The organism is Agrobacterium sp. 22-214-1 (assembly GCF_053522465.1).
This window is the reverse complement of record NZ_JBNWCK010000001.1, coordinates 699,214-719,354: the sequence shown is the minus strand read 5'-3', so window position 1 is coordinate 719,354 and position 20,141 is coordinate 699,214. Positions and strand designations below refer to the sequence as shown.

The window sequence follows — 20,141 nt, the reverse complement described above, 5'->3', positions numbered from 1 at the left end:
GAACGGATCCAAGGAAACAGAATATGGAAATCGGTCTTTCCCACTACCTGACGGTCAGCGCCATCCTCTTTACGATCGGCGTGTTCGGCATCTTCCTCAACCGGAAGAACGTCATCGTCATCCTGATGTCGATCGAGCTTATCCTGCTGGCGGTCAACCTCAACATGGTGGCGTTTTCGTCGTTCCTGAACGATATCGTCGGCCAGGTCTTCGCATTGTTCATTCTGACTGTCGCAGCCGCCGAAGCGGCCATCGGTCTTGCAATACTCGTTGTCTTCTACCGCAACCGCGGATCGATCGCCGTCGAAGACGTCAATATGATGAAGGGCTGATAAGGCTATGATCTACAAGGCTATCGTCTTTCTTCCCCTGATCGGCTTCCTGATCGCCGGCCTGTTCGGCCGCTCCATCGGCGCCAAGGCTTCGGAATATGTCACCACCGGTCTGATGATCGTGGTCGCCCTCCTGTCCTGGATCGTGTTCTTCACCGTCGCGCTCGCCCATGGCGAGCCGGGCGAGGTGATCAAGGTCACCGTGCTGCGCTGGATCCAGTCCGGCGGCATCGACGTCGAATGGGCCTTCCGCATCGATACGTTGACGGCCGTCATGTTCGTTGTGGTCAACACGGTTTCGACGCTGGTGCATCTCTATTCGATCGGATACATGCACCACGATCCGCATCGTCCGCGTTTCTTCGCCTATCTGTCGCTCTTCACCTTCGCCATGCTGATGCTGGTGACCTCCGACAACCTGCTGCAGATGTTCTTCGGCTGGGAAGGCGTGGGTCTGGCGTCCTATCTGCTGATCGGTTTCTGGTTCAAGAAGCCGTCCGCTTCTGCCGCTGCGATGAAGGCCTTCATCGTCAACCGCGTCGGTGACTTCGGCTTCATTCTCGGCATTGGCGGCGTGTTCGTGCTGTTCGGCTCGATCAATTTCGAAACGATCTTTGCTGCGGCTGCGACCTATCTGCCGGCTGAGGGTGCTGCTTCGACGGATACGGTCATCAACCTGTTCGGCATGCACCTGGACAAGGCGAATGCGATGACGGGCGTCTGCCTGCTGCTCTTCATGGGCGCCATGGGTAAGTCGGCGCAGTTCCTGCTGCACACCTGGCTGCCTGACGCGATGGAAGGCCCGACCCCGGTGTCTGCCCTCATTCATGCCGCAACCATGGTCACCGCCGGCGTGTTCCTCGTCGCCCGCATGTCGCCGCTGTTCGAACTGTCGCATGATGCCTTGACCGTCGTAACGCTGATCGGCGCGATCACCGCCTTCTTTGCGGCAACCGTTGGCCTTGTACAGAATGACATCAAGCGCGTTATTGCCTATTCGACCTGCTCGCAGCTCGGTTACATGTTTGTGGCGCTCGGCGTCGGCGCTTATGGCGCTGCCGTGTTCCACCTCTTCACGCACGCCTTCTTCAAGGCCCTGCTGTTCCTGTGCGCCGGCTCGGTTATCCATGCCGTGGATGGCGAGCAGGACATGCGGTATATGGGCGGTCTGCGCAAGCATATCCCCATCACCTTCTGGACCATGACTGTCGGCACGTTGGCGCTGACCGGCGTTGGTATCCCGGGAACGATGATCGGTTTTGCCGGCTTCTTCTCCAAGGACGTCATCATCGAATCCGCTTATGCCTCGCATTCGGTTCTATCCGGTTTCGCCTTCACGCTGCTGGTCATCGCCGCGCTGTTCACCAGCTTCTACTCCTGGCGTCTGGCCTTCATGACCTTCTTCGGCAAGCCGCGCGCATCTGCCGACGTCATGCACCATGTGCATGAATCGCCGATGGTCATGCTGATCCCGCTCTTCATCCTCACCGTCGGCGCGATCTTCGCCGGTGTTGCCTTCGAAGGTTATTTCTTCGGCCACGAATATGCCGAGTTCTGGAAGGGCGCTCTCTTTACGCTCCCGGAAAATGAAATCCTCGAAGAGTTCCACCACGTTCCGCTGTGGGTGAAGTGGAGCCCGTTCTTCGCGATGGCCCTTGGTTTCGTGACCGCATGGTACATGTACATCAAGTCACCGGAGACGCCGAAGCGTCTGGCCGAGACCCATCGTGGGCTCTACCAGTTCCTTCTCAACAAGTGGTATTTCGACGAACTCTATGACTTCCTCTTCGTTCGTTCCGCCAAGGCGCTCGGTCGCTTCCTGTGGAAGAAGGGCGACGTTGCCGTCATCGACCACTATGGACCGAACGGCATTGCAGCGCGTGTGGTTGACGTGACCAACCGCATGGTCCGCCTGCAATCCGGTTACCTCTATCATTATGCCTTTGCGATGCTGATCGGCATCGCGGCGCTTGTCACCTGGATGATGCTCGGGAGTGCCCTCTGATGACCGATTGGCCCATTCTTTCAACGGTCACCTTTCTGCCGCTCGTCGGCGTGGTGCTCCTGCTTCTGACGAATGAGAACGGCCCCTATGGTCGCCGCAACATTCTCAATGTCTCGCTGCTGACGACGGTCTTCACCTTCATCGTGTCGCTGTTCATCTGGATCGGTTTCGACAATTCGAACCCCGGCTTCCAGATGGTCGAGAAGCATCAGTGGTTCGGCAACATCGCCGCCTATCATCTCGGCGTCGACGGCATTTCCATGCTGTTCGTCATCCTCACCACTTTCCTCATGCCTTTCTGCGTGCTGGCAAGCTGGGATTCGGTCGAGAAGCGCATAAAGGAATACATGATCGCCTTCCTGCTGCTGGAAGTCGTCATGATCGGCGTCTTCGTGGCGCTGGATACGGTTCTCTTCTACGTCTTCTTCGAAGCGACGCTGATCCCGATGTTCATCATCATCGGTGTGTGGGGCGGCAAGGATCGCGTTTACGCCTCCTACAAGTTCTTCCTCTACACGCTGCTCGGCTCGGTTCTGACCATGCTCGCCATCATGGCGATGTACTGGCAGGCCGGCACGACGGATATGACGGAACTCTTGAAATACGGCTTCCCGGCTGGCATGCAGACTTGGCTGTGGCTTGCCTGTTTCGCCGCCTTCTCGGTCAAGATGCCGATGTGGCCGGTGCACACCTGGCTGCCGGATGCCCACGTTCAGGCGCCGACCGCAGGTTCCGTCATCCTTGCCGGCGTGATGCTGAAGCTTGGCGGTTACGGTTTCATCCGCTTCTCGCTGTCGATGTTCCCCTTGGCGTCTGACTATTTCGCCCCCTTCGTCTTCACGCTGTCGGTTCTCGCCATCATCTACACCTCGCTGGTCGCGATGATGCAGGACGACATCAAGAAGCTGATCGCCTATTCCTCCGTCGCCCACATGGGTTACGTGACCATGGGTATCTTCGCCGCCAACGTTCAGGGCGTGCAGGGCGCAATCTTCCAGATGCTGTCGCATGGTATCGTCTCGGGCGCGCTCTTCCTCTGCGTCGGCGTTGTCTACGACCGTCTCCATACCCGCGAAATCGCGGCCTATGGCGGCCTCGTGAACAACATGCCGAAATATGCCGTGGCCTTCATGATCTTCACCATGGCCAATGTCGGTCTGCCCGGCACGTCAGGCTTTGTCGGTGAATTCCTGACGCTGATCGGCGTCTTCCGCGCCAACACGCTGGTCGCGCTGTTTGCGGCAACCGGCGTCATCCTCTCGGCCGCTTACGCGCTGTGGCTTTACCGCCGCGTGATCTTCGGTGCGCTGGAGAAGGAAAGCCTGAAGTCGATGCTCGATCTGTCGACCCGCGAAAAGGTCATCCTTTATCCGCTGGTCGTGCTGACGATCTTCTTCGGCGTCTATCCGGCGCCGGTGTTCGATGCGACAGCCGCATCGGTCGATCTTCTGGTAAACAACTATACGGCTGCATTGCAGGCGGCGCAAAATGTTGCGCTCTCTATGAATTGACGACAGGACCCGTTGGACATGACCGCTGAAATCCTTTTTGCCAGTCTGCACATTGCGACGCCCGAGCTGATCCTTGCGGTCGGCGCGCTGGCGCTGCTCATGATTGGCGTCTTCTCGGGCGACAAGTCGACAACGACGGTCACCGGCCTTGCCGTTGCCCTCCTGCTCGTCGTCGGTCTCTGGATCATCTTTGCCCCTGCATCGGGCGTGGCTTTCGGCGGTGTCTACATCGCCGATGCCTTCGGTAACTTCATGAAGGTGCTGGCGCTTATCGGCTCCATCACCGCCATGATCCTCGCCGTCGGTCAGGGCCGTTTCGAACCCATCGGCCGTTTCGAATATCCGGTGCTGCTGGTTCTTGCGACCCTCGGCATCCTGCTGATGATCTCGGCCAACAACCTGATCTCGCTCTACATGGCGCTGGAACTGCAGTCGCTGGCGCTCTACGTCGTCTGCGCCATCAACCGTGAAAGCCTGCGCTCCACGGAAGCGGGCCTGAAGTATTTCGTGCTCGGCGCGCTGTCTTCCGGCATGCTGCTTTACGGCATGTCGCTGGTCTACGGTTTCACCGGCAATACCGGCTTTACCGAAATCGCCCAGGTTCTGGCCTCGGAAACCCGTTCGCTCGGTCTGGTCTTCGGCCTGGTCTTCGTTCTCGCCGGTCTCGCCTTCAAGATTTCGGCCGTGCCGTTCCACATGTGGACGCCGGACGTTTATGAAGGCGCGCCGACCCCGGTAACGGCGTTCCTGTCGGCTGCGCCGAAGATCGGCGCCATGGCGATCCTCGTTCGCATCGTCATCGAGGCGTTCCAGCCGGTCTTCGCCGACTGGCAGCAGATCGTCGTGTTCATCTCCATCGCCTCCATGCTGCTCGGCTCCTTTGCCGCAATCGGCCAGAAGAACATCAAGCGCCTGATGGCTTATTCCTCCATCGGTCACATGGGTTATGCGCTGGTCGGTCTCGCTGCGGGCACCGAAGCCGGTGTGGCTGGCGTCATTCTCTACATGACCGTTTACATGGTCATGACGCTCGGCACCTTCGCCTGCATTCTCTCCATGCGCCGCAAGGAAATCGGCAATGTCGAGACTGTCGAGGATCTGGCCGGTCTTTCGTCCTCCAACCCCTTCATGGCGGTTGTGCTGACGATCCTGATGTTCTCGCTTGCCGGCATTCCGCCGCTCGCCGGCTTCTTCGGCAAGTATTATGTCTTCCTCGCAGCCATCGAGGCGAAGCTCTATCCGCTCGCCATCATCGGTGTGATCGGCTCGGTTGTCGGCGCCTATTATTATATCCGCGTCGTCAAGGTCATGTGGTTCGATGAAGCCAAGGACAAATTCGAGCGTCCAGCCGGCGAACTCAAGGTCGTTTACGCGCTTTCCGGCCTCTTCGTTGTCGCCTTCATCGTCTTCGGCGGTGCACTCGGCAACGCGGTGACAGTTGCGGCGAAGACCTTCTTTTGAGCAGCACGCACAAGCATACGGGCCGGATGTCCATCGATGACTTCCGGCACGAGGCGATGGCGGAAACGCCATCGACCAATCTGGAATGTTTCGCCCAGGCAAGGGCGGGCGATGGCGGCAATCTGTGGATCACCGCCATCCGCCAGACTGGCGGACGCGGCCGTCGCGGCCGTCCATGGGTCTCCGAACCCGGCAATCTCTACGCCTCGCTTCTTCTGATCGATCCAGCTCCGATGGACCGCATAGGGTCCCTGCCGCTTGCCTTCGCGCTGGCTGTTTATCGCGCCATCCGCGCGGTGCTGCCGACGGGCGGTGAGCCGCTCGAAATCAAATGGCCGAACGACGTTCTGATCGGCCGCCGCAAGACCTGCGGCATTCTGATGGAGGCGGAGCTTCTGCCGGATGGCCGACGCGCCATCGTCATCGGCATCGGCATCAATATCGCCCATAAGCCGGAAAATCCGCTTTACCCCGTCACCATGCTCTCCGAACATGGTGCGTCCTGCTCGCCCGACGAATTGTTCGCCCATCTTTTCCGTGAGACGGCGGAGGTGCTGGGGGATTGGGACGAGGGCAGGGGCGTCGCCGGCATCATGGCTGGCTGGCGTGCCGCCGCCTGCGGTATCGGCGAACATATCACCGTCAACTTCCCGGACCGTTCGATTGGCGGGCGTTTCGTCGGGATTGATGATAATGGTTATCTGCTGCTGGATGAGGATGAGGGCGCAAGGCGCTCGATTGCCGCCGGCGACGTGTTTTTTGGATGAGGTGAACGGCGCGACCCGAAGGCCCGCGCCGAACCGCTTTCGACGGGTTGGAGCTTTCCTGCGGCTCATGAAAAGCAGGGTGACAAACCGGTTCCGCATCGGCCCGGTCGATCAGATGGTTCAACAGGTCCGATGCTTAAGAGCGCGGCGGGCACGGCCAATTGCCGTCGCCTGCGTGCTTTCGTGAATGGATAAGAAAAACAATGGCTAAACAGGACGAACTGGTCTTTGTGCCGCTTGGCGGCGTGGGTGAAATCGGCATGAATCTGGCGCTTTACGGCTATGGGCCGGAAAGCAAGCGCCAATGGATCATGGTGGATTGCGGCGTGACCTTCGCCGGCCCGGACCTGCCGGGCGTCGATCTGGTGCTGCCTGACATCAGCTATATCGCCGAGCAGAAAAAGAACCTCAAGGGCATCATCATCACCCACGCCCATGAGGATCATTACGGCGCGCTGAACGATCTCTGGCCCGGCCTCAACGTGCCGGTCTATGCCTCGCCCTTCACCGCCGGCATGCTGGAAGCCAAGCGCGCCTATGAGGGCACGCGTGCCGAAATTCCGGTGACGATCTTCAAGGCGGGCGACCGCATCAATGTCGGTCCGTTCGAAATCGAGGCTGTCGGCGTCAACCACTCCATTCCGGAGCCGATGTCGCTGGTCATCCGCACGCCGCTCGGCAATGTCATCCACACCGGTGACTGGAAAATCGATGAAGCCCCGTCGCTCGGTCCGTTGACGGATGAGGCCCGCTTCCGCGCCATCGGCGAAGAGGGCGTACTGGCGCTGATGTGCGACAGCACCAATTCGGTGCGCGATGGCGTATCGCCCTCCGAACACGAGGTTTCCGAAGGCCTGCGGCAGATCATCGAAAATGCCGAGGGTCGTGTGGCCGTCACCACCTTCTCCTCCAATGTCGGTCGCATCCGCTCGATTGCGCAGGCCGCGGAAGCCGCCGGTCGCGAGGTGCTGCTGCTTGGCTCGTCGCTGAAGCGCGTCGTCAACGTCTCGCAGGATCTCGGCATCATGGAAGGCATCAAGCCGTTCCTCGCCGAAGACGAATATGGCTATATTCCGCGCGACCGGGTGGTGCTGATCCTGACCGGTTCGCAGGGCGAGCCGCGCGCCGCACTCGCCAAGCTTTCGCGTGACGAGATGCGCAATGTGGCGCTGGCTTCCGGCGATACCGTTGTGTTTTCCTCGCGCGCCATTCCCGGCAATGAGAAGGCGATCATCGATATCAAGAACGGCCTCATCGAGCAGGGCGTCCATATCGTCACCGACAATGAGGCGCTGGTGCATGTCTCGGGCCATCCGCGCCGCAACGAACTTCTGAAGATGTACGAATGGACGAAGCCGCAGATCGTCGTGCCCGTCCATGGCGAGGCGGCGCATCTGGTGGCGCAGAAGGAACTGGCCGAACAGGCCGGCATCTCGCAGGTGCCGAAGGTGCGCAACGGCAATGTTCTGCGCCTTGCGCCGGGTCCGGCGGAAGTCATCGACGACGTGCCACATGGCCGCGTCTTCAAGGATGGCAACCTCGTCGGTGACATGGACGAGATGGGCATCAGTAACCGCCGCAAGCTGTCCTTCGCCGGCCATGTGGCCGTCAATGTCGTGCTGGATAGCCGTTACGATTTCCTCGGCGATCCCGATGTAGTGCCCTTCGGTCTGCCGGAATTCGACGACGAGGATGAGGCGATGGAAGACACGCTTTATGACGCCGTGCTCGGCGCCGTCGAAAGCATTCCGCGTGCCCGCCGCAAGGATCTGGATCTGCTGCGTGAAGCGGTGCGCCGCGCCGTGCGCGCCGCCGCGAACCAGAGCTGGGGCAAGAAGCCGATCGTGACGGTTTTTGTAACCAAGGTCTGAGCCGGGAGCTTCCCGGCAATCGGCCGGGGCGTCTGCCTTTTTCCCGATGATTCCAGGGCCGTGCCGCAAAGCGCGGCCCTTCTGTTTTTCTTTTAGGGTTTCTTGCGGAGAAGTGATTCCGATCTGCGGATGAATGCGTTACAAGAAGCCAATTGTGCAGGAGGATCACATGCCGCTTCTTTCGACCTTCGCCGTTTATTTCATCGTCTGGTGGACGGTGCTTTTCATCGTGCTGCCGATTGGCCTGCGCACTCAGGATGAGGAGGGCGATGTGGCGCTGGGCACTGTCGCCAGTGCGCCATCAAGGTTCAAGGGTGGGCGGATCGTTTTGTGGACGACCGTAATCTCGGCCCTGATCTGTGGGCTGTGGTACGGCGGAACCTGGTGGTTCGGCGTCAGCCTCGATGACCTGCCGAGAATTATTCCCGTTTTCGATTGAAAGCTGCGCAGGTGATCGCGTTTCGCGCGCATCTGTTCACTCAGACTGGCGGTGAGCCCATGGTCGCGGCAGTTTCCGGCTGATATGGCCGGGATTCTGTCATATGGATGTCATATCTGTCGTGCACACAGCAAGAACGTGCTCAGTGCCTGATTCACCGCCATAATTTTACCGGAATATCGCGGGGGGCGGGGTTTTTTGTGTAGAAGCAAAAAAAAACAAGGCCTTTCAGCCTTGTTTTCCAGGTTTCGCGTGATCTGTAACCGTTGCCGGGGCTGCGAACGAGCGCGCCTAAGATCTGATCCTCCCAAGACTGACCGCGAAAATGACAAGAATTTAAACTTCCTGCCTCTTTTGTAAGCTAAAGCTAGCTCAAACCCCCATGCTTGTCATCTCATTTTTTGCATATTTGTTACAGTCGGCAAAAAATTCTCCGTGGTGCAATTTGTCGCACCGGATCAAGAATAATATTCCGATCAAAGCGTTTTGACGCGAATTAGCTATCGCGAAAATACCGCAAAATCGCCTTTAACGCTCTTTTCATGGCGGGTTTTCATCTCGGCCGGAAACGGCTATATCCGGCGCCAATATCCCTCTATTCGGGGCGATTCCCGCGCCTTTGCGCGCTGTCGTCCGCATCAATGGAAGCCGTCATGCGTCTCAGCCGTTATTTCATGCCCATCCTGAAGGAAAACCCCAAGGAAGCGGAGATCGTCTCCCACCGCCTCATGCTGCGCGCCGGCATGATCCGGCAGCAGTCGGCTGGCATCTATTCCTGGCTGCCGCTCGGCAAGCGCGTGCTGGACAAGGTCAACCGGATCATCCGCCAGGAGCAGGATCGCTCCGGCGCCATAGAGCTTCTGATGCCGACGCTGCAATCGGCCGAGCTCTGGCAGGAAAGCGGTCGTTACGATGACTACGGCAAGGAAATGCTGCGCATCAAGGACCGTCAGGACCGTCAGATGCTCTACGGCCCCACCAATGAGGAGATGATCACCGACATCTTCCGTTCCTATGTGAAGTCCTACAAGAACCTGCCGCTGAACCTCTACCATATTCAGCTCAAGTTCCGCGACGAGGTGCGTCCGCGTTTCGGCACCATGCGCTCGCGCGAGTTCCTGATGAAGGATGCCTATTCCTTCGATTTGACCAAGGAAGACGCGATCCATTCCTATAACAAGATGTTCGTGGCTTACCTGCGCACCTTCGAGCGCCTTGGCCTGCGCGCCATTCCGATGCGCGCCGATACCGGCCCGATCGGCGGCAATCACAGCCATGAATTCATCATTCTGGCCGATACAGGCGAATCCGAAGTCTTCTGCCACAAGAGCTTCCTCGACCGCGCCATTCCCGCCGAAAACACCGATTTCGACGATGTCGCAGCCCTGCAGGGCGTGTTCGACGAGTGGACGGCCGATTATGCCGCCACGTCCGAAATGCATGACGAAGCCGCTTACAATGCCATTCCCGATGGCGAGCGCCTTTCCGCGCGCGGCATTGAAGTCGGCCACATCTTCTATTTCGGCACCAAATATTCCGAGCCGATGGGCGCGAAAGTGCAGGGTAAGGATGGCAAGGAACACCCTGTCCACATGGGTTCCTATGGTATCGGGCCGACACGCCTTGTTCCCGCCATCATTGAAGCATCGCATGATGAGAACGGAATCATCTGGCCGGCCTCGGTCGCTCCCTTCGATGTCGTGATCATCAACATGAAGGCTGGCGATGCTGCCTGCGATGCGGCTTGCGAAAAGCTGTATTACTCGCTCTCCAACGCCGGCAAGGATGTTCTTTACGACGACACGGACGACCGTGCAGGCCAGAAATTCGCCACCGCCGACCTGATCGGCGTGCCGCTGCAGATCATCGTCGGCCCGCGTTCGGTCGCGAATGGCGAAGTCGAAGTGAAGGATCGCAAGACCGGCGAGCGGGAGACCGTGACGATCGAGGCGGCGATGAACAGGGTGCTCGGCTAAGCACGAGTGGAAGACGGAGCGGCTTCACCCGAAGTCCGCTCCGGTTTCGTAACGCAGATGCCGCAGAAATATGGGCCGGTTTTCGGAAAAGACCGGCCTTGCAGTTTGAGATCAGGGAGACGACATGGCACAAGCCGAGGCTGACAAGGGTGCGGCTGCTTCCGCCGGGGCAAAAACCGCCCGGCCGTTTTCCGCTTTTGAACGCATGGTGGCCTGGCGTTATCTGCGGTCGCGGCGCAAGGAAGCGTTCATTTCCGTCATAGCCGGTTTTTCCTTCGTCGGCATCATGCTGGGCGTGGCGACGCTCATCATCGTCATGGCGGTGATGAACGGGTTCCGCACCGAGCTCATTTCGCGCATTCTCGGCATCAACGGCCATATGATCGTGCAGCCGATCGACCAGCCCTTCAATAATTATGATGAGCTGGCGAAGAAGTTCGCTGCCGTTCCCGGCGTCACCATGGCCCTTCCGCTGGTGGAAGGCCAGACGCTCGCCTCCGGCCGCGGCGGCGCGGGTTCCGGTGCGCTGGTGCGCGGCGTGCGCCAGGAGGATATCGACAAGGTCAAGGAAGTCGCCACCAACATCAAGACCGGCGATCTGGTTGGCTTCATGGCCGGAGATGGCGTTCTTGTCGGCTCAAGGCTCGCCGCCCAGCTCGGCGTAACGGCCGGTGACGACATTACCCTCATTTCCCCGGAAGGCGACGTGACGCCGATGGGCGTCAATCCGCGCGTCAAATCCTACAAGATATCCGGCGTCTTCGAGATCGGCATGTCGGAATATGACGCCTCGATGATCTATATGCCCCTGTCCGAAGCCCAGCTTTATTTCAATGCCGAAGGCCTCGTGCAATCCATCGAGCTTTATGTCAGCCGCCCCGACGATGTCGATGGTATCCGCCCGCTGGTAGAACAGGCCGCCGAACGGCAGATCTATATCACCGACTGGAGACAGCGGAACCAGACCTTCTTCTCCGCCCTGCAGGTGGAAAGAAACGTGATGTTCATGATCCTCACCCTCATCGTTCTGGTGGCGGCGCTGAACATCATTTCCGGCCTCATCATGCTGGTGAAGGACAAGGGCAGCGACATCGCCATTCTGCGCACCATGGGCGCAAGCTCCGGCTCCGTGATGCGCATCTTCTTCATGACCGGGGCAGCCATTGGCATGGTCGGCACCTTTGCCGGTGTGGCGCTCGGCGTCATCGTCTGCCTCAATGTGGAATCCATCCGGCAGTTCTTCTCGTGGATATCCGGCACGGTGCTGTTTGACCCGCAGCTTTATTTCCTGAGCCAGCTTCCGGCCGAAATGGATATCAGCGAGACCATTTCCGTTGTCATCATGGCACTGACGCTCTCTTTCCTGGCAACGATCTTTCCAGCATGGCGGGCTTCCAAGCTCGATCCGGTGCAGGCCCTGCGTTACGAATAAGGACCGCTTCGCAATATGGCAAAAAAAACAGTGCTGCGGCTTACTGGCGTCGAGAGAACCTATGGTCAGGGCGAGACGTCGCTTTCCATTCTGCGCAAGGCTGATTTCGAATTGAAGAGCGGCGAGATGGTGGCGCTGGTCGCCCCTTCGGGAACCGGCAAATCCACGCTGCTGCATCTGGCGGGACTTCTCGAACATCCAGATGCCGGCGAGGTCTATATCAACGGTGCACCCTGCAATGACCTGCCGGATGAAACGCGAACCGCGATCCGCCGCAGCGATATCGGTTTTGTCTACCAGTTCCATCACCTCCTGCCGGAATTCTCGGCGGTGGAAAATGTGATGATGCCGCAGCTCATCGCCGGTCTGACACAGGCCGAAGCCCACAAGCGCGCCAGTGCGCTGCTCGACTATATGCGGGTGGGGCATCGCGGTGAGCACCGCCCGGCGGAACTCTCCGGCGGTGAACAGCAGCGTGTCGCCATCGCCCGCGCCGTTGCCAACGCGCCGCTACTGCTGCTCGCCGATGAGCCGACCGGTAATCTCGATCCGGAAACAGCGCATTATGTATTCGACGCGCTGGAGGCGTTGGTACGCCAATCCGGCCTCGCGGCGCTGATCGCCACCCACAACCATGAACTCGCCGCCCGCATGGACCGGCGCGTGACGCTGGCCGACGGCAAGATCGTCGATTTCTGAGCTGATGCGCGAGGCGCGTCTCTCGTGCGTCAATCTTTCCATAGCACTCGAAATGATCCAAATTGAGGTGAATGACGGCCCCGGGACGGATTGCGCCAAGCTGGCAAGGCGGTCCGTCCGGTGCTCTTCAGAGAACGCCTGTTCTCCAAATTTGAGTTTTTTCCGAACCCCGGGGGTGTTTTTACCTCCGGGTTTTTTCGTTTTGGAGTCAGTGGCTTGCTGTTCCCCATGCGGGAACCGAAGGCGATTCTGCGGCATTAGCAAGGGGAATATCAGCAAAACCCTGTTGACAATCGAACAAAATGAGAACAAAGTTGGAACATAACGAGTAAGGAGAGACCAATGACTGATTTCATCCGTGACGTTGCCGCTTTCGCCTCCATCGCTGTCTTCGTAGCCAGCTTTTCGGTGATCCTCACCGCCCTGTGAAGGGCACGCCGGCGCAGAAACCTGTATGGACGCCGCAAAGCGGTGGACTTTGAGCGCCGGAAATCGGAAAATCGCCCCCTCGATTCAGAATGACAGGATGATGATATGGGCGATGCGGTTGTGCGTGGAGAGACCTCTGGCGAGACGCTGAAAACTCCCGGTTTCGTCCATTTGCGGGTTCATTCCGCCTATTCCCTGCTTGAGGGGGCCTTGCCCCTCAAGAAAATCATGTCCAAGGCCGTCGCCGACGGTCAGCCGGCCATTGCCATTACCGATACCAACAACCTCTTTGTCGCGCTGGAATTTTCCGAAAAGGCGCGCGATGAAGGTTTGCAGCCCATCATCGGCTGCCAGCTGTCGATCGACATGCAGGATGCGGCGGAGGACCGCCGCAACCATAACAGCCACCTTCAGAAACTTCCCGCCATCGTTCTGCTGGCGGCCAATGCCGAAGGTTACGAGCGACTGGTGGATATCGTCAGCCGCGCCTATCTGGAAGGCGAGGGCAGCGGCCATTCGGTGCATATTACCCGTGCATGGCTGGAGGAAGCTTCCAATGCCGGCCTGATCGCGCTGACAGGCGCTTCCGGCGGTCCGGTGGATATGGCCTTGAAGGACGGCCACACCGCCCAGGCGAAGGAACGGCTGCTGACACTGAAGTCACTCTTCGGTGACCGGCTTTATATCGAATTGCAGCGCCAGTCCGGTTATGACCGTTCCCATGAGCGCCGCATGATTGGCCTCGCTTACGACCATGATATTCCGCTGGTTGCCACCAACGAAGCGTTTTTCCCTTCCAAGGCCGATTACGAGGCGCATGATGCGCTGATGGCGGTCGCGCATAACGCCATCGTCTCCGATGACAGCCGGTTCCGGCTCACGCCCGATCATTACCTCAAAAGTCGACAGGAAATGACGGCGCTGTTTGCCGATCTTCCCGAGGCGCTGGAAAACACCGTCGAGATCGCGTTGCGCTGCTCCTATGTGCTGAAGAAGCGCGGGCCGATCCTGCCGCGTTTCACCGGCGCCAGCGACGATCCGGAAGCAGCCGAGCGCGCCGAAACGGAGGAACTGCGCCGCCAGGCGGTGGAGGGGCTGGACCAGCGGCTCGCCGCGCTCGGTATGGCGCCCGGTTATACGGAGCAGGACTATCGCGACCGGCTGGATTTCGAACTCGGCGTCATCTCGCGCATGAAGTTCCCCGGTTACTTCCTGATCGTTGCCGACTTCATCAAATGGGCCAAGCAGCACGATATTCCGGTCGGGCCGGGCCGCGGTTCGGGTGCAGGCTCGCTTGTCGCTTATGCGCTCACCATTACCGATGTAGATCCTCTGCGCTTCTCGCTGCTGTTCGAACGCTTCCTCAATCCCGAACGCGTTTCGATGCCCGACTTCGATATCGACTTCTGTCAGGATCGTCGCGAAGAGGTGATCCGTTACGTGCAGGCCAAATATGGCCGCGAGCAGGTGGCGCAGATCATCACCTTCGGTTCGCTGCAGGCGCGCGCGGCCCTGCGCGACGTCGGCCGCGTGCTGGAAATGCCCTATGGGCAGGTGGACAAGATCTGCAAGCTGGTGCCCAACAACCCGGCCAACCCGACACCCCTGTCGAAAGCGATCGAAGAAGAGCCGCGCCTGCAGGAAGAGGCGGACAAGGAGCCGGTTGTCGCCCGCCTCCTGGATATCGCCCAGAAGATCGAGGGACTTTATCGCCACGCCTCCACCCACGCCGCCGGTATCGTCATCGGTGACCGCCCGCTGTCGAAGCTGGTGCCGATGTATCGCGATCCGCGCTCGGATATGCCGGTCACCCAGTTCAACATGAAATGGGTGGAAAGCGCCGGCCTCGTCAAATTCGATTTCCTCGGCCTGAAGACGCTGACGGTGCTGAAGGTCGCCGTCGATTTCGTTGCCAAGCGCGGCATCAAGGTCGATCTTGCGGCGATCCCGCTGGATGACGCCAAAACCTACGAGATGCTCTCGCGCGGCGAAACCATCGGCGTGTTCCAGGTGGAAAGTGCCGGCATGCGCAAGGCGCTGATCGGCATGCGGCCGGACTGCATCGAGGACATCATCGCGCTGGTGGCGCTTTATCGCCCCGGCCCGATGGAAAACATTCCGGTCTATAATGCCCGCAAACATGGCGAGGAGGAGCTGGAATCGATCCATCCGACCATCGACCATCTGCTCAAGGAAACGCAGGGCGTTATCGTCTATCAGGAACAGGTGATGCAGATCGCCCAGGTTCTCTCCGGTTATTCGCTCGGCGAAGCCGATCTTCTGCGCCGCGCCATGGGCAAGAAGATCAAGGAGGAGATGGACAAGCAGCGCGAACGTTTCGTGGATGGCGCCATCGAGAACGGCGTCTCGAAGCCGCAGGCCAACACCATCTTCGACCTTCTCGCGAAATTCGCCAATTACGGCTTCAACAAGAGCCACGCTGCGGCCTACGCCATCGTGTCCTACCAGACTGCCTATATGAAGGCGCATTATCCGGTGGAGTTCCTGGCGGCCTCCATGACGCTCGATATGGCGAACACGGAAAAGCTCAATGATTTCCGCCAGGACGCCGGCCGCCTTGGTATCGAGGTCGTCGCACCTTCGGTGCAGACTTCGTTCCGGCAATTCGAGACGGGCGAGAACCGCATCTATTATTCGCTCGCCGCCATCAAGGGCGTGGGCGAGGGGGCAGTGGAGCACATCGTCCAGGTACGCGACGGCAAGCCGTTCACGAGCCTTGAGGATTTCTGCCTGCGCATCGATCCCAAGCAGATCAACCGGCGTGTACTGGAAAGCCTGATCAATGCCGGCGCCTTCGATTGTTTCGGCCGCGACCGCGCCGAGCTGATCGGCGGGCTGGACCGCATCATCGGTTATGCGCAGATGGCGCAGAACAACCGCACCATCGGCCAGTCGGACATGTTCGGCTCCGGTGGTGGAAGCGGCCCGGAAAAGCTTATCCTTCCCGCCTTCCAGCCGTGGCTTGCCTCCGAAAAGCTGCTGCGCGAATATCAGGTGCTCGGTTTTTACCTCACCGCCCATCCGCTCGATACCTATCGCCCCGTGCTGGAAAAGCTGCGGGTGCAGAATTTCGCCGATTTTTCCGCCGCGGTGAAACAGGGCGCAACTGCCGGGCGTCTGGCCGGCACGGTGACTGGCAAACAGGAGCGCAAGACACGCACCGGCAACAAGATGGGCATCGTCACCTTCTCGGACGCATCGGGCCAATATGAGGCGGTGCTCTTTTCCGAAGGGCTCGGCCAGTTCCGCGATCTGCTCGAGGTCGGCAAATCGCTGGTCATCACGGTGCAGGCAGAAGAGCGCCCGGAAGGTATCGGCCTGCGTATCCAGACGGCACAGTCACTGGAAGAGAAATCCGTGCAGATGCAGAAGGCGCTGCGTGTTTATGTGCGCGATTCCGGCCCGCTGAAAACGGTGGCCCGCCACCTCAATACGAAAGGCGATGGGTCTGTCTATTTCATCGTCATCAAGGATGAGGGCAGCCGTGAGATCGAGGTGGAGCTGACGGAGAAATACCGCATCTCGCCGGAGATCGCCGCTGCGCTGCGGTCCGCACCCGGTGTCGTCGATGTGGAACTGGTGTGAGGCTTGAGGCCTCACACGTCGCTCATACCGGGCCTTCTTTGGTCACGGTAATGAAGTCCGTTCCAGTGCCTGTCTCCAGCTGGTGACTGATATCGGAAACGGTGATCGAGCTGCCGCTTGAAAGCTCCTGCTCGATCCGGCTGCGTATTTCCGTGGGAATTTCGAGGCGGCCGAGCACGGCGCTCAATTGATCGAAACCGCCCGGGGCTTCGGTAACGGAGATGCCGAGCCGCTTGCGGGCCGCTGCAGGCAGATGGTTTTCCAGCGTCACGCCGTTCCATTCGGCGGTTCCGGCGGCGCGATCCACGGATACGGCTTCGAAGAAATGGGTTCCGAGCGCGACTTCCGGGTCCTTGATGTCGATGGCTGCTTCGAACAGCGGCTTGAAATCCTGTCGCACCATGATTTGGCCGGTCGGTGGGTGGTCCTCACCAGCGGAGGCATAAAGCGCCGTCACGAAGGCGTCGGTCAGAAGCGGGCCGGTGGTTTTAAGCCCCTTCCAGCGCTTGAAAGCATTGATGGCGCTGATCGTCATTTCCCCGGCATAACCATCGGCTGAACCGGCGTCGAAACCGAGGCGGGTCAGCACGGTCTGAATATCCATCACCTTTTCCCGCTCGCCACGCCGGGTGATGAGAATGCGCAGGGGCGAGGGCTCCCTGGTCTTCGCCGCCGGCTTGAGGGCCTGGGTCTTTTCATTGACGGCGACCTCGACCGTCCCCAAAGCCGCATCGAAGGTCGCCGGGCGCAATTCCACATCCGAAAGAAGCAGCTTGCCGTCATCGGCATCGTCGCGCGGCTGAAACAGCGCCGGATGCTGCACAAAGCGCAGCGAGACCGGCCGGTCGGTGATGATGACATGCACACCGGTTTTGGTGTCTCCGAAGAGAGACTTCGCGAATTTGGACGGCAGGCGCACGCAGCCATGCGAGGCCGGATAGTTCGGCACTTTGCCTTCGTGCAGCGCGATACCGGACCATGTCAGCCGCTGCATGAAGGGCATGGGCGCGGCCGAGTAGATATTCGACTCGTGGTATTTGCGCTTTTCCAGAATCGAGAAGATGCCGCTCGGTGTCTCATGCCCTGCCTTGCCGGTGGAGACTTTCGAGGTGGCGACGATTTCGCCGTTCTCATAAAGCGAAAGCGACTGGTCGCTTTTCGATACCAGTATCTGCAGGGACCTGCTGTCAGCGGCAAGCGCCGGAAAGGCAAGAATGCTGGCCGACAGCATGCCGGCCATAAGACGGAGGCGGAGGGACATGACGCAATACACCACATGTACAAAACTTGCCTCACTCAATCATGCGAAGTTTAATGAAGTTTAAGGACCGATCATTCGCAACATCACTAATTTGTGTAAAATCTAAAATATATCCGGCGCGAGGCGGCCAGGACAGGATTGCGCGACCTGTCGCACAATCCCGCAACTGTTATTTGCGCGTTCCGAACGTGTAGCCGGTCTCGACGCTGCCCTTGCCGAACTTGTCGCGCAGCTTGTCCATCGCCGCTTCCGCTGCGGCCCGACGCCCCGCCTGTTTGTCGACGAGATCGGGCGGATCGGCGAGGCCCGCATCGCGCAGATCGCTGAGGCCGATGCCGATGAGGCGGAACCTGGTGCCGTCCGTTTCCTTTTCCAGCAGCGAAAGGCCGGTGCGGAAAATCCGGTCGGCAAGCTGCGTGGGGTCGTCCAGCTTGCGGTTGCGGGTGCGAAGCTTGAAGTCTGCCGTCTTCATCTTCAGCACCACCGTCTGGCCGGCAATGCCGCTCTTCTTCAGCCGCCAGGCAACCTTTTCGGAAAGTGAGCGCAGGATCGGCACCAGATCCTCATGGCGGGAAATATCGTTGAAGAAGGTGGTTTCGGAAGAGACGCTTTTGACGGGGTCGTTATTGTGCACGTGCCGCTCGTCGATGCCGCGCGAAAGCCGGAAGAGGCGTTGCCCCATCACGCCATAACGGCGCATCAGTTCGCTTTCCTCCATCTCCTGCAACTGCGCGATCATGCGGATACCGTCCGCCTCCAGCGTCGCCGCAAAGGCCTTGCCCACGCCCCAGATGGTGGTGACCGGCCGTGCCGCCAGAAAGGACAGCGCCTCCGTTTCGCCGATCACTGAAAAGCCGCGCGGCTTTTGCAGGTCGGACGCGACCTTGGCCAGAAATTTGCAATAGGAAAGCCCGGCGGAAACGGTCACGCCCACTTCCTTTTCCACGCGCCGGGCGAATTTCGCCAGCACACGGGCCGGTGGATCGTGATGCAGCTTTTCGGTGCCGGAGAGATCGAGAAACGCCTCGTCTATGGAAAGCGGCTGCACCAGCGGCGTCAATTCCTGCATCATCGCCCGGATTTCGCGCCCGACACGGCTGTATTTCTCCATATCCGGCTTGATGACGATGGCGTCAGGACAGGCTTCCAGCGCCTTGAACATCGGCATGGCGGAACGCACGCCGTGAATGCGGGCGATATAACAGGCGGTGGAAACCACCCCGCGCTTGCCGCCGCCAACGATCACAGGCTTGTCGGCCAGTTCCGGGTTGTCCCGTTTTTCAACGGAGGCATAAAAAGCGTCGCAGTCGATATGGGCAATGCTCAGATCGTAGAGTTCGGCATGATAAACGAGGCGCGGGCTGCCGCAGGCGCGGCAACGCCTCAGCCCCTCTGGCTGGCCGGCCAGACAGTCGCGGCAAAAACCGGGATCATAGGGTTGCGACGTGGACATGGAGCGAAAACAAAACCAGAACGTTGCCGACCATACTCCGGCCGTGACAACGGCTCAAGGGGGCGACCCGTCAATACACGCCTGAATCCAGCCCCGGCCCGGAAAAGTGATGCCAGGCGGCCGCCACTGTTTCGGGGGAAGTATCGGTCGCGGCGCAAAACGCCATGAGATCCGGTTCATGGCTCATCAGAAAATCGGTGAGCCCCGCAAGAAAGCCGGGATCGTTGACGGCCTGGCGCAGCATATTGGCCTGCAACCCGCTCAGCGCCAGAAAACGCGCCAGCATTTCCGGCTCGTTTGCCAGCCAGCCAAGTATGGCGGCTGCCGTTTCTTGCGGATCCTGGCCGGCATTGCCTTTGTTTTTCGTATCGCGCAGCATTTCTTCCCCGAAGTTACCTATTTTGAAACCAAATCCCTCTAGCCTTGCGCAACAAATGGACGATGGAATCGGTTCTCTGGCAACTTATATGTCTGGATGAAGGTTTCAAAGCGAAACGGGGACTGCTCACCATGCCCAAGCAGGTCATGATAGTCGAAGACAACGAGCTGAACATGAAGCTCTTTCGCGATCTGATCGAGGCGTCCGGTTATACGACGATCCAGACGCGCAACGGCATGGAAGCGCTCGATCTCGCCCGCAAGCACCGCCCGGACCTCATCCTCATGGATATCCAGCTTCCGGAAGTCTCGGGGCTGGAGGTGACGAAGTGGCTGAAGGAAGATGATGAGCTGCATGTCATTCCGGTCATCGCGGTCACGGCTTTCGCCATGAAGGGCGACGAGGAACGGATTCGCCAGGGCGGATGCGAGGCCTATGTATCGAAGCCGATTTCCGTTCCGAAGTTCATCGAAGTCATCAAGACTTATCTGGGCGATGCGTGAGGCGACTGGGGAACGGT

At 59.4% G+C, this 20,141-nt stretch carries 15 protein-coding genes; 12 read left to right on the top strand and 3 right to left on the bottom strand.

The window, feature by feature from the left end; translation table 11 throughout:
• Positions 1-23 precede the first annotated feature (23 nt).
• The 11 genes from nuoK (at position 24) to dnaE (ending at position 16,528) form a co-directional block, all read left to right on the top strand.
• Complete coding sequence (nuoK, locus tag ACQZ5G_RS03620) at positions 24-332, top strand: NADH-quinone oxidoreductase subunit NuoK (protein WP_138795558.1); 309 nt, start codon at positions 24-26, stop codon at positions 330-332.
• 7 nt (positions 333-339) lie between these two features.
• The gene (gene nuoL, locus ACQZ5G_RS03615) at positions 340-2,337 is read left to right on the top strand and encodes an NADH-quinone oxidoreductase subunit L (RefSeq protein WP_448736999.1); all 1,998 of its coding nucleotides are present in this window, start codon (positions 340-342) and stop codon (positions 2,335-2,337) included.
• On the top strand, positions 2,337-3,848 hold the full coding sequence (locus ACQZ5G_RS03610) for an NADH-quinone oxidoreductase subunit M (protein ID WP_448736998.1): 1,512 nt from the start codon (positions 2,337-2,339) through the stop codon (positions 3,846-3,848). Before nuoL ends, ACQZ5G_RS03610 begins: the two co-directional genes overlap by 1 nt.
• A gap of 18 nt (positions 3,849-3,866) precedes the next feature.
• The gene (gene nuoN, locus ACQZ5G_RS03605) at positions 3,867-5,309 is read left to right on the top strand and encodes an NADH-quinone oxidoreductase subunit NuoN (RefSeq protein ID WP_003521512.1); all 1,443 of its coding nucleotides are present in this window, start codon (positions 3,867-3,869) and stop codon (positions 5,307-5,309) included.
• A gap of 26 nt (positions 5,310-5,335) precedes the next feature.
• A complete protein-coding gene (locus ACQZ5G_RS03600) occupies positions 5,336-6,076 on the top strand; it encodes a biotin--[acetyl-CoA-carboxylase] ligase (RefSeq protein ID WP_035262833.1) in 741 nt (246 codons plus the stop codon).
• A gap of 203 nt (positions 6,077-6,279) precedes the next feature.
• Complete coding sequence (locus ACQZ5G_RS03595; protein ID WP_003521510.1) at positions 6,280-7,947, top strand: ribonuclease J; 1,668 nt, start codon at positions 6,280-6,282, stop codon at positions 7,945-7,947.
• 133 nt (positions 7,948-8,080) lie between these two features.
• The gene (locus ACQZ5G_RS03590) at positions 8,081-8,386 is read left to right on the top strand and encodes a DUF1467 family protein (RefSeq protein WP_174056673.1); all 306 of its coding nucleotides are present in this window, start codon (positions 8,081-8,083) and stop codon (positions 8,384-8,386) included.
• 653 nt (positions 8,387-9,039) lie between these two features.
• Positions 9,040-10,362 (top strand): proline--tRNA ligase, encoded by a 1,323-nt coding sequence (gene proS / locus ACQZ5G_RS03585; protein WP_003521508.1) that lies wholly within the window; start codon positions 9,040-9,042, stop codon positions 10,360-10,362.
• Positions 10,363-10,486: 124 nt separating this feature from the next.
• Entirely contained in the window at positions 10,487-11,794 is a 1,308-nt protein-coding gene (locus ACQZ5G_RS03580; RefSeq protein ID WP_448736997.1) for a lipoprotein-releasing ABC transporter permease subunit, read from the top strand.
• 15 nt (positions 11,795-11,809) lie between these two features.
• Positions 11,810-12,493 carry an ABC transporter ATP-binding protein gene (locus ACQZ5G_RS03575; RefSeq protein WP_003521506.1) on the top strand — a complete coding sequence of 228 codons (684 nt, stop codon included), beginning with the start codon at positions 11,810-11,812 and terminating at the stop codon, positions 12,491-12,493.
• 534 nt (positions 12,494-13,027) lie between these two features.
• Complete coding sequence (gene dnaE, locus ACQZ5G_RS03570; RefSeq protein WP_448736996.1) at positions 13,028-16,528, top strand: DNA polymerase III subunit alpha; 3,501 nt, start codon at positions 13,028-13,030, stop codon at positions 16,526-16,528.
• A gap of 22 nt (positions 16,529-16,550) precedes the next feature.
• Here dnaE and ACQZ5G_RS03565 read toward each other — a convergent pair whose 3' ends face one another.
• The 3 genes from ACQZ5G_RS03565 to ACQZ5G_RS03555 all read right to left on the bottom strand — a co-directional run bounded on the left by ACQZ5G_RS03565 (position 16,551) and on the right by ACQZ5G_RS03555 (position 19,621).
• A complete protein-coding gene (locus ACQZ5G_RS03565) occupies positions 16,551-17,789 on the bottom strand; it encodes a L,D-transpeptidase family protein (protein WP_448736995.1) in 1,239 nt (412 codons plus the stop codon).
• Between the two features lie 169 nt (positions 17,790-17,958).
• Entirely contained in the window at positions 17,959-19,242 is a 1,284-nt protein-coding gene (locus ACQZ5G_RS03560; protein ID WP_448736994.1) for a DNA polymerase IV, read from the bottom strand.
• 70 nt (positions 19,243-19,312) lie between these two features.
• Positions 19,313-19,621, bottom strand: coding sequence for a DUF3572 domain-containing protein (locus ACQZ5G_RS03555; protein WP_003521499.1), 309 nt, complete (start codon positions 19,619-19,621; stop codon positions 19,313-19,315).
• A gap of 131 nt (positions 19,622-19,752) precedes the next feature.
• On the opposite strand from ACQZ5G_RS03555, the gene ACQZ5G_RS03550 reads away from it, so the two are divergent.
• Positions 19,753-20,124, top strand: a complete 372-nt coding sequence (locus ACQZ5G_RS03550; RefSeq protein WP_003521498.1) for a response regulator — start codon at positions 19,753-19,755, stop codon at positions 20,122-20,124.
• The last annotated feature ends 17 nt before the right edge of the window (positions 20,125-20,141 follow it).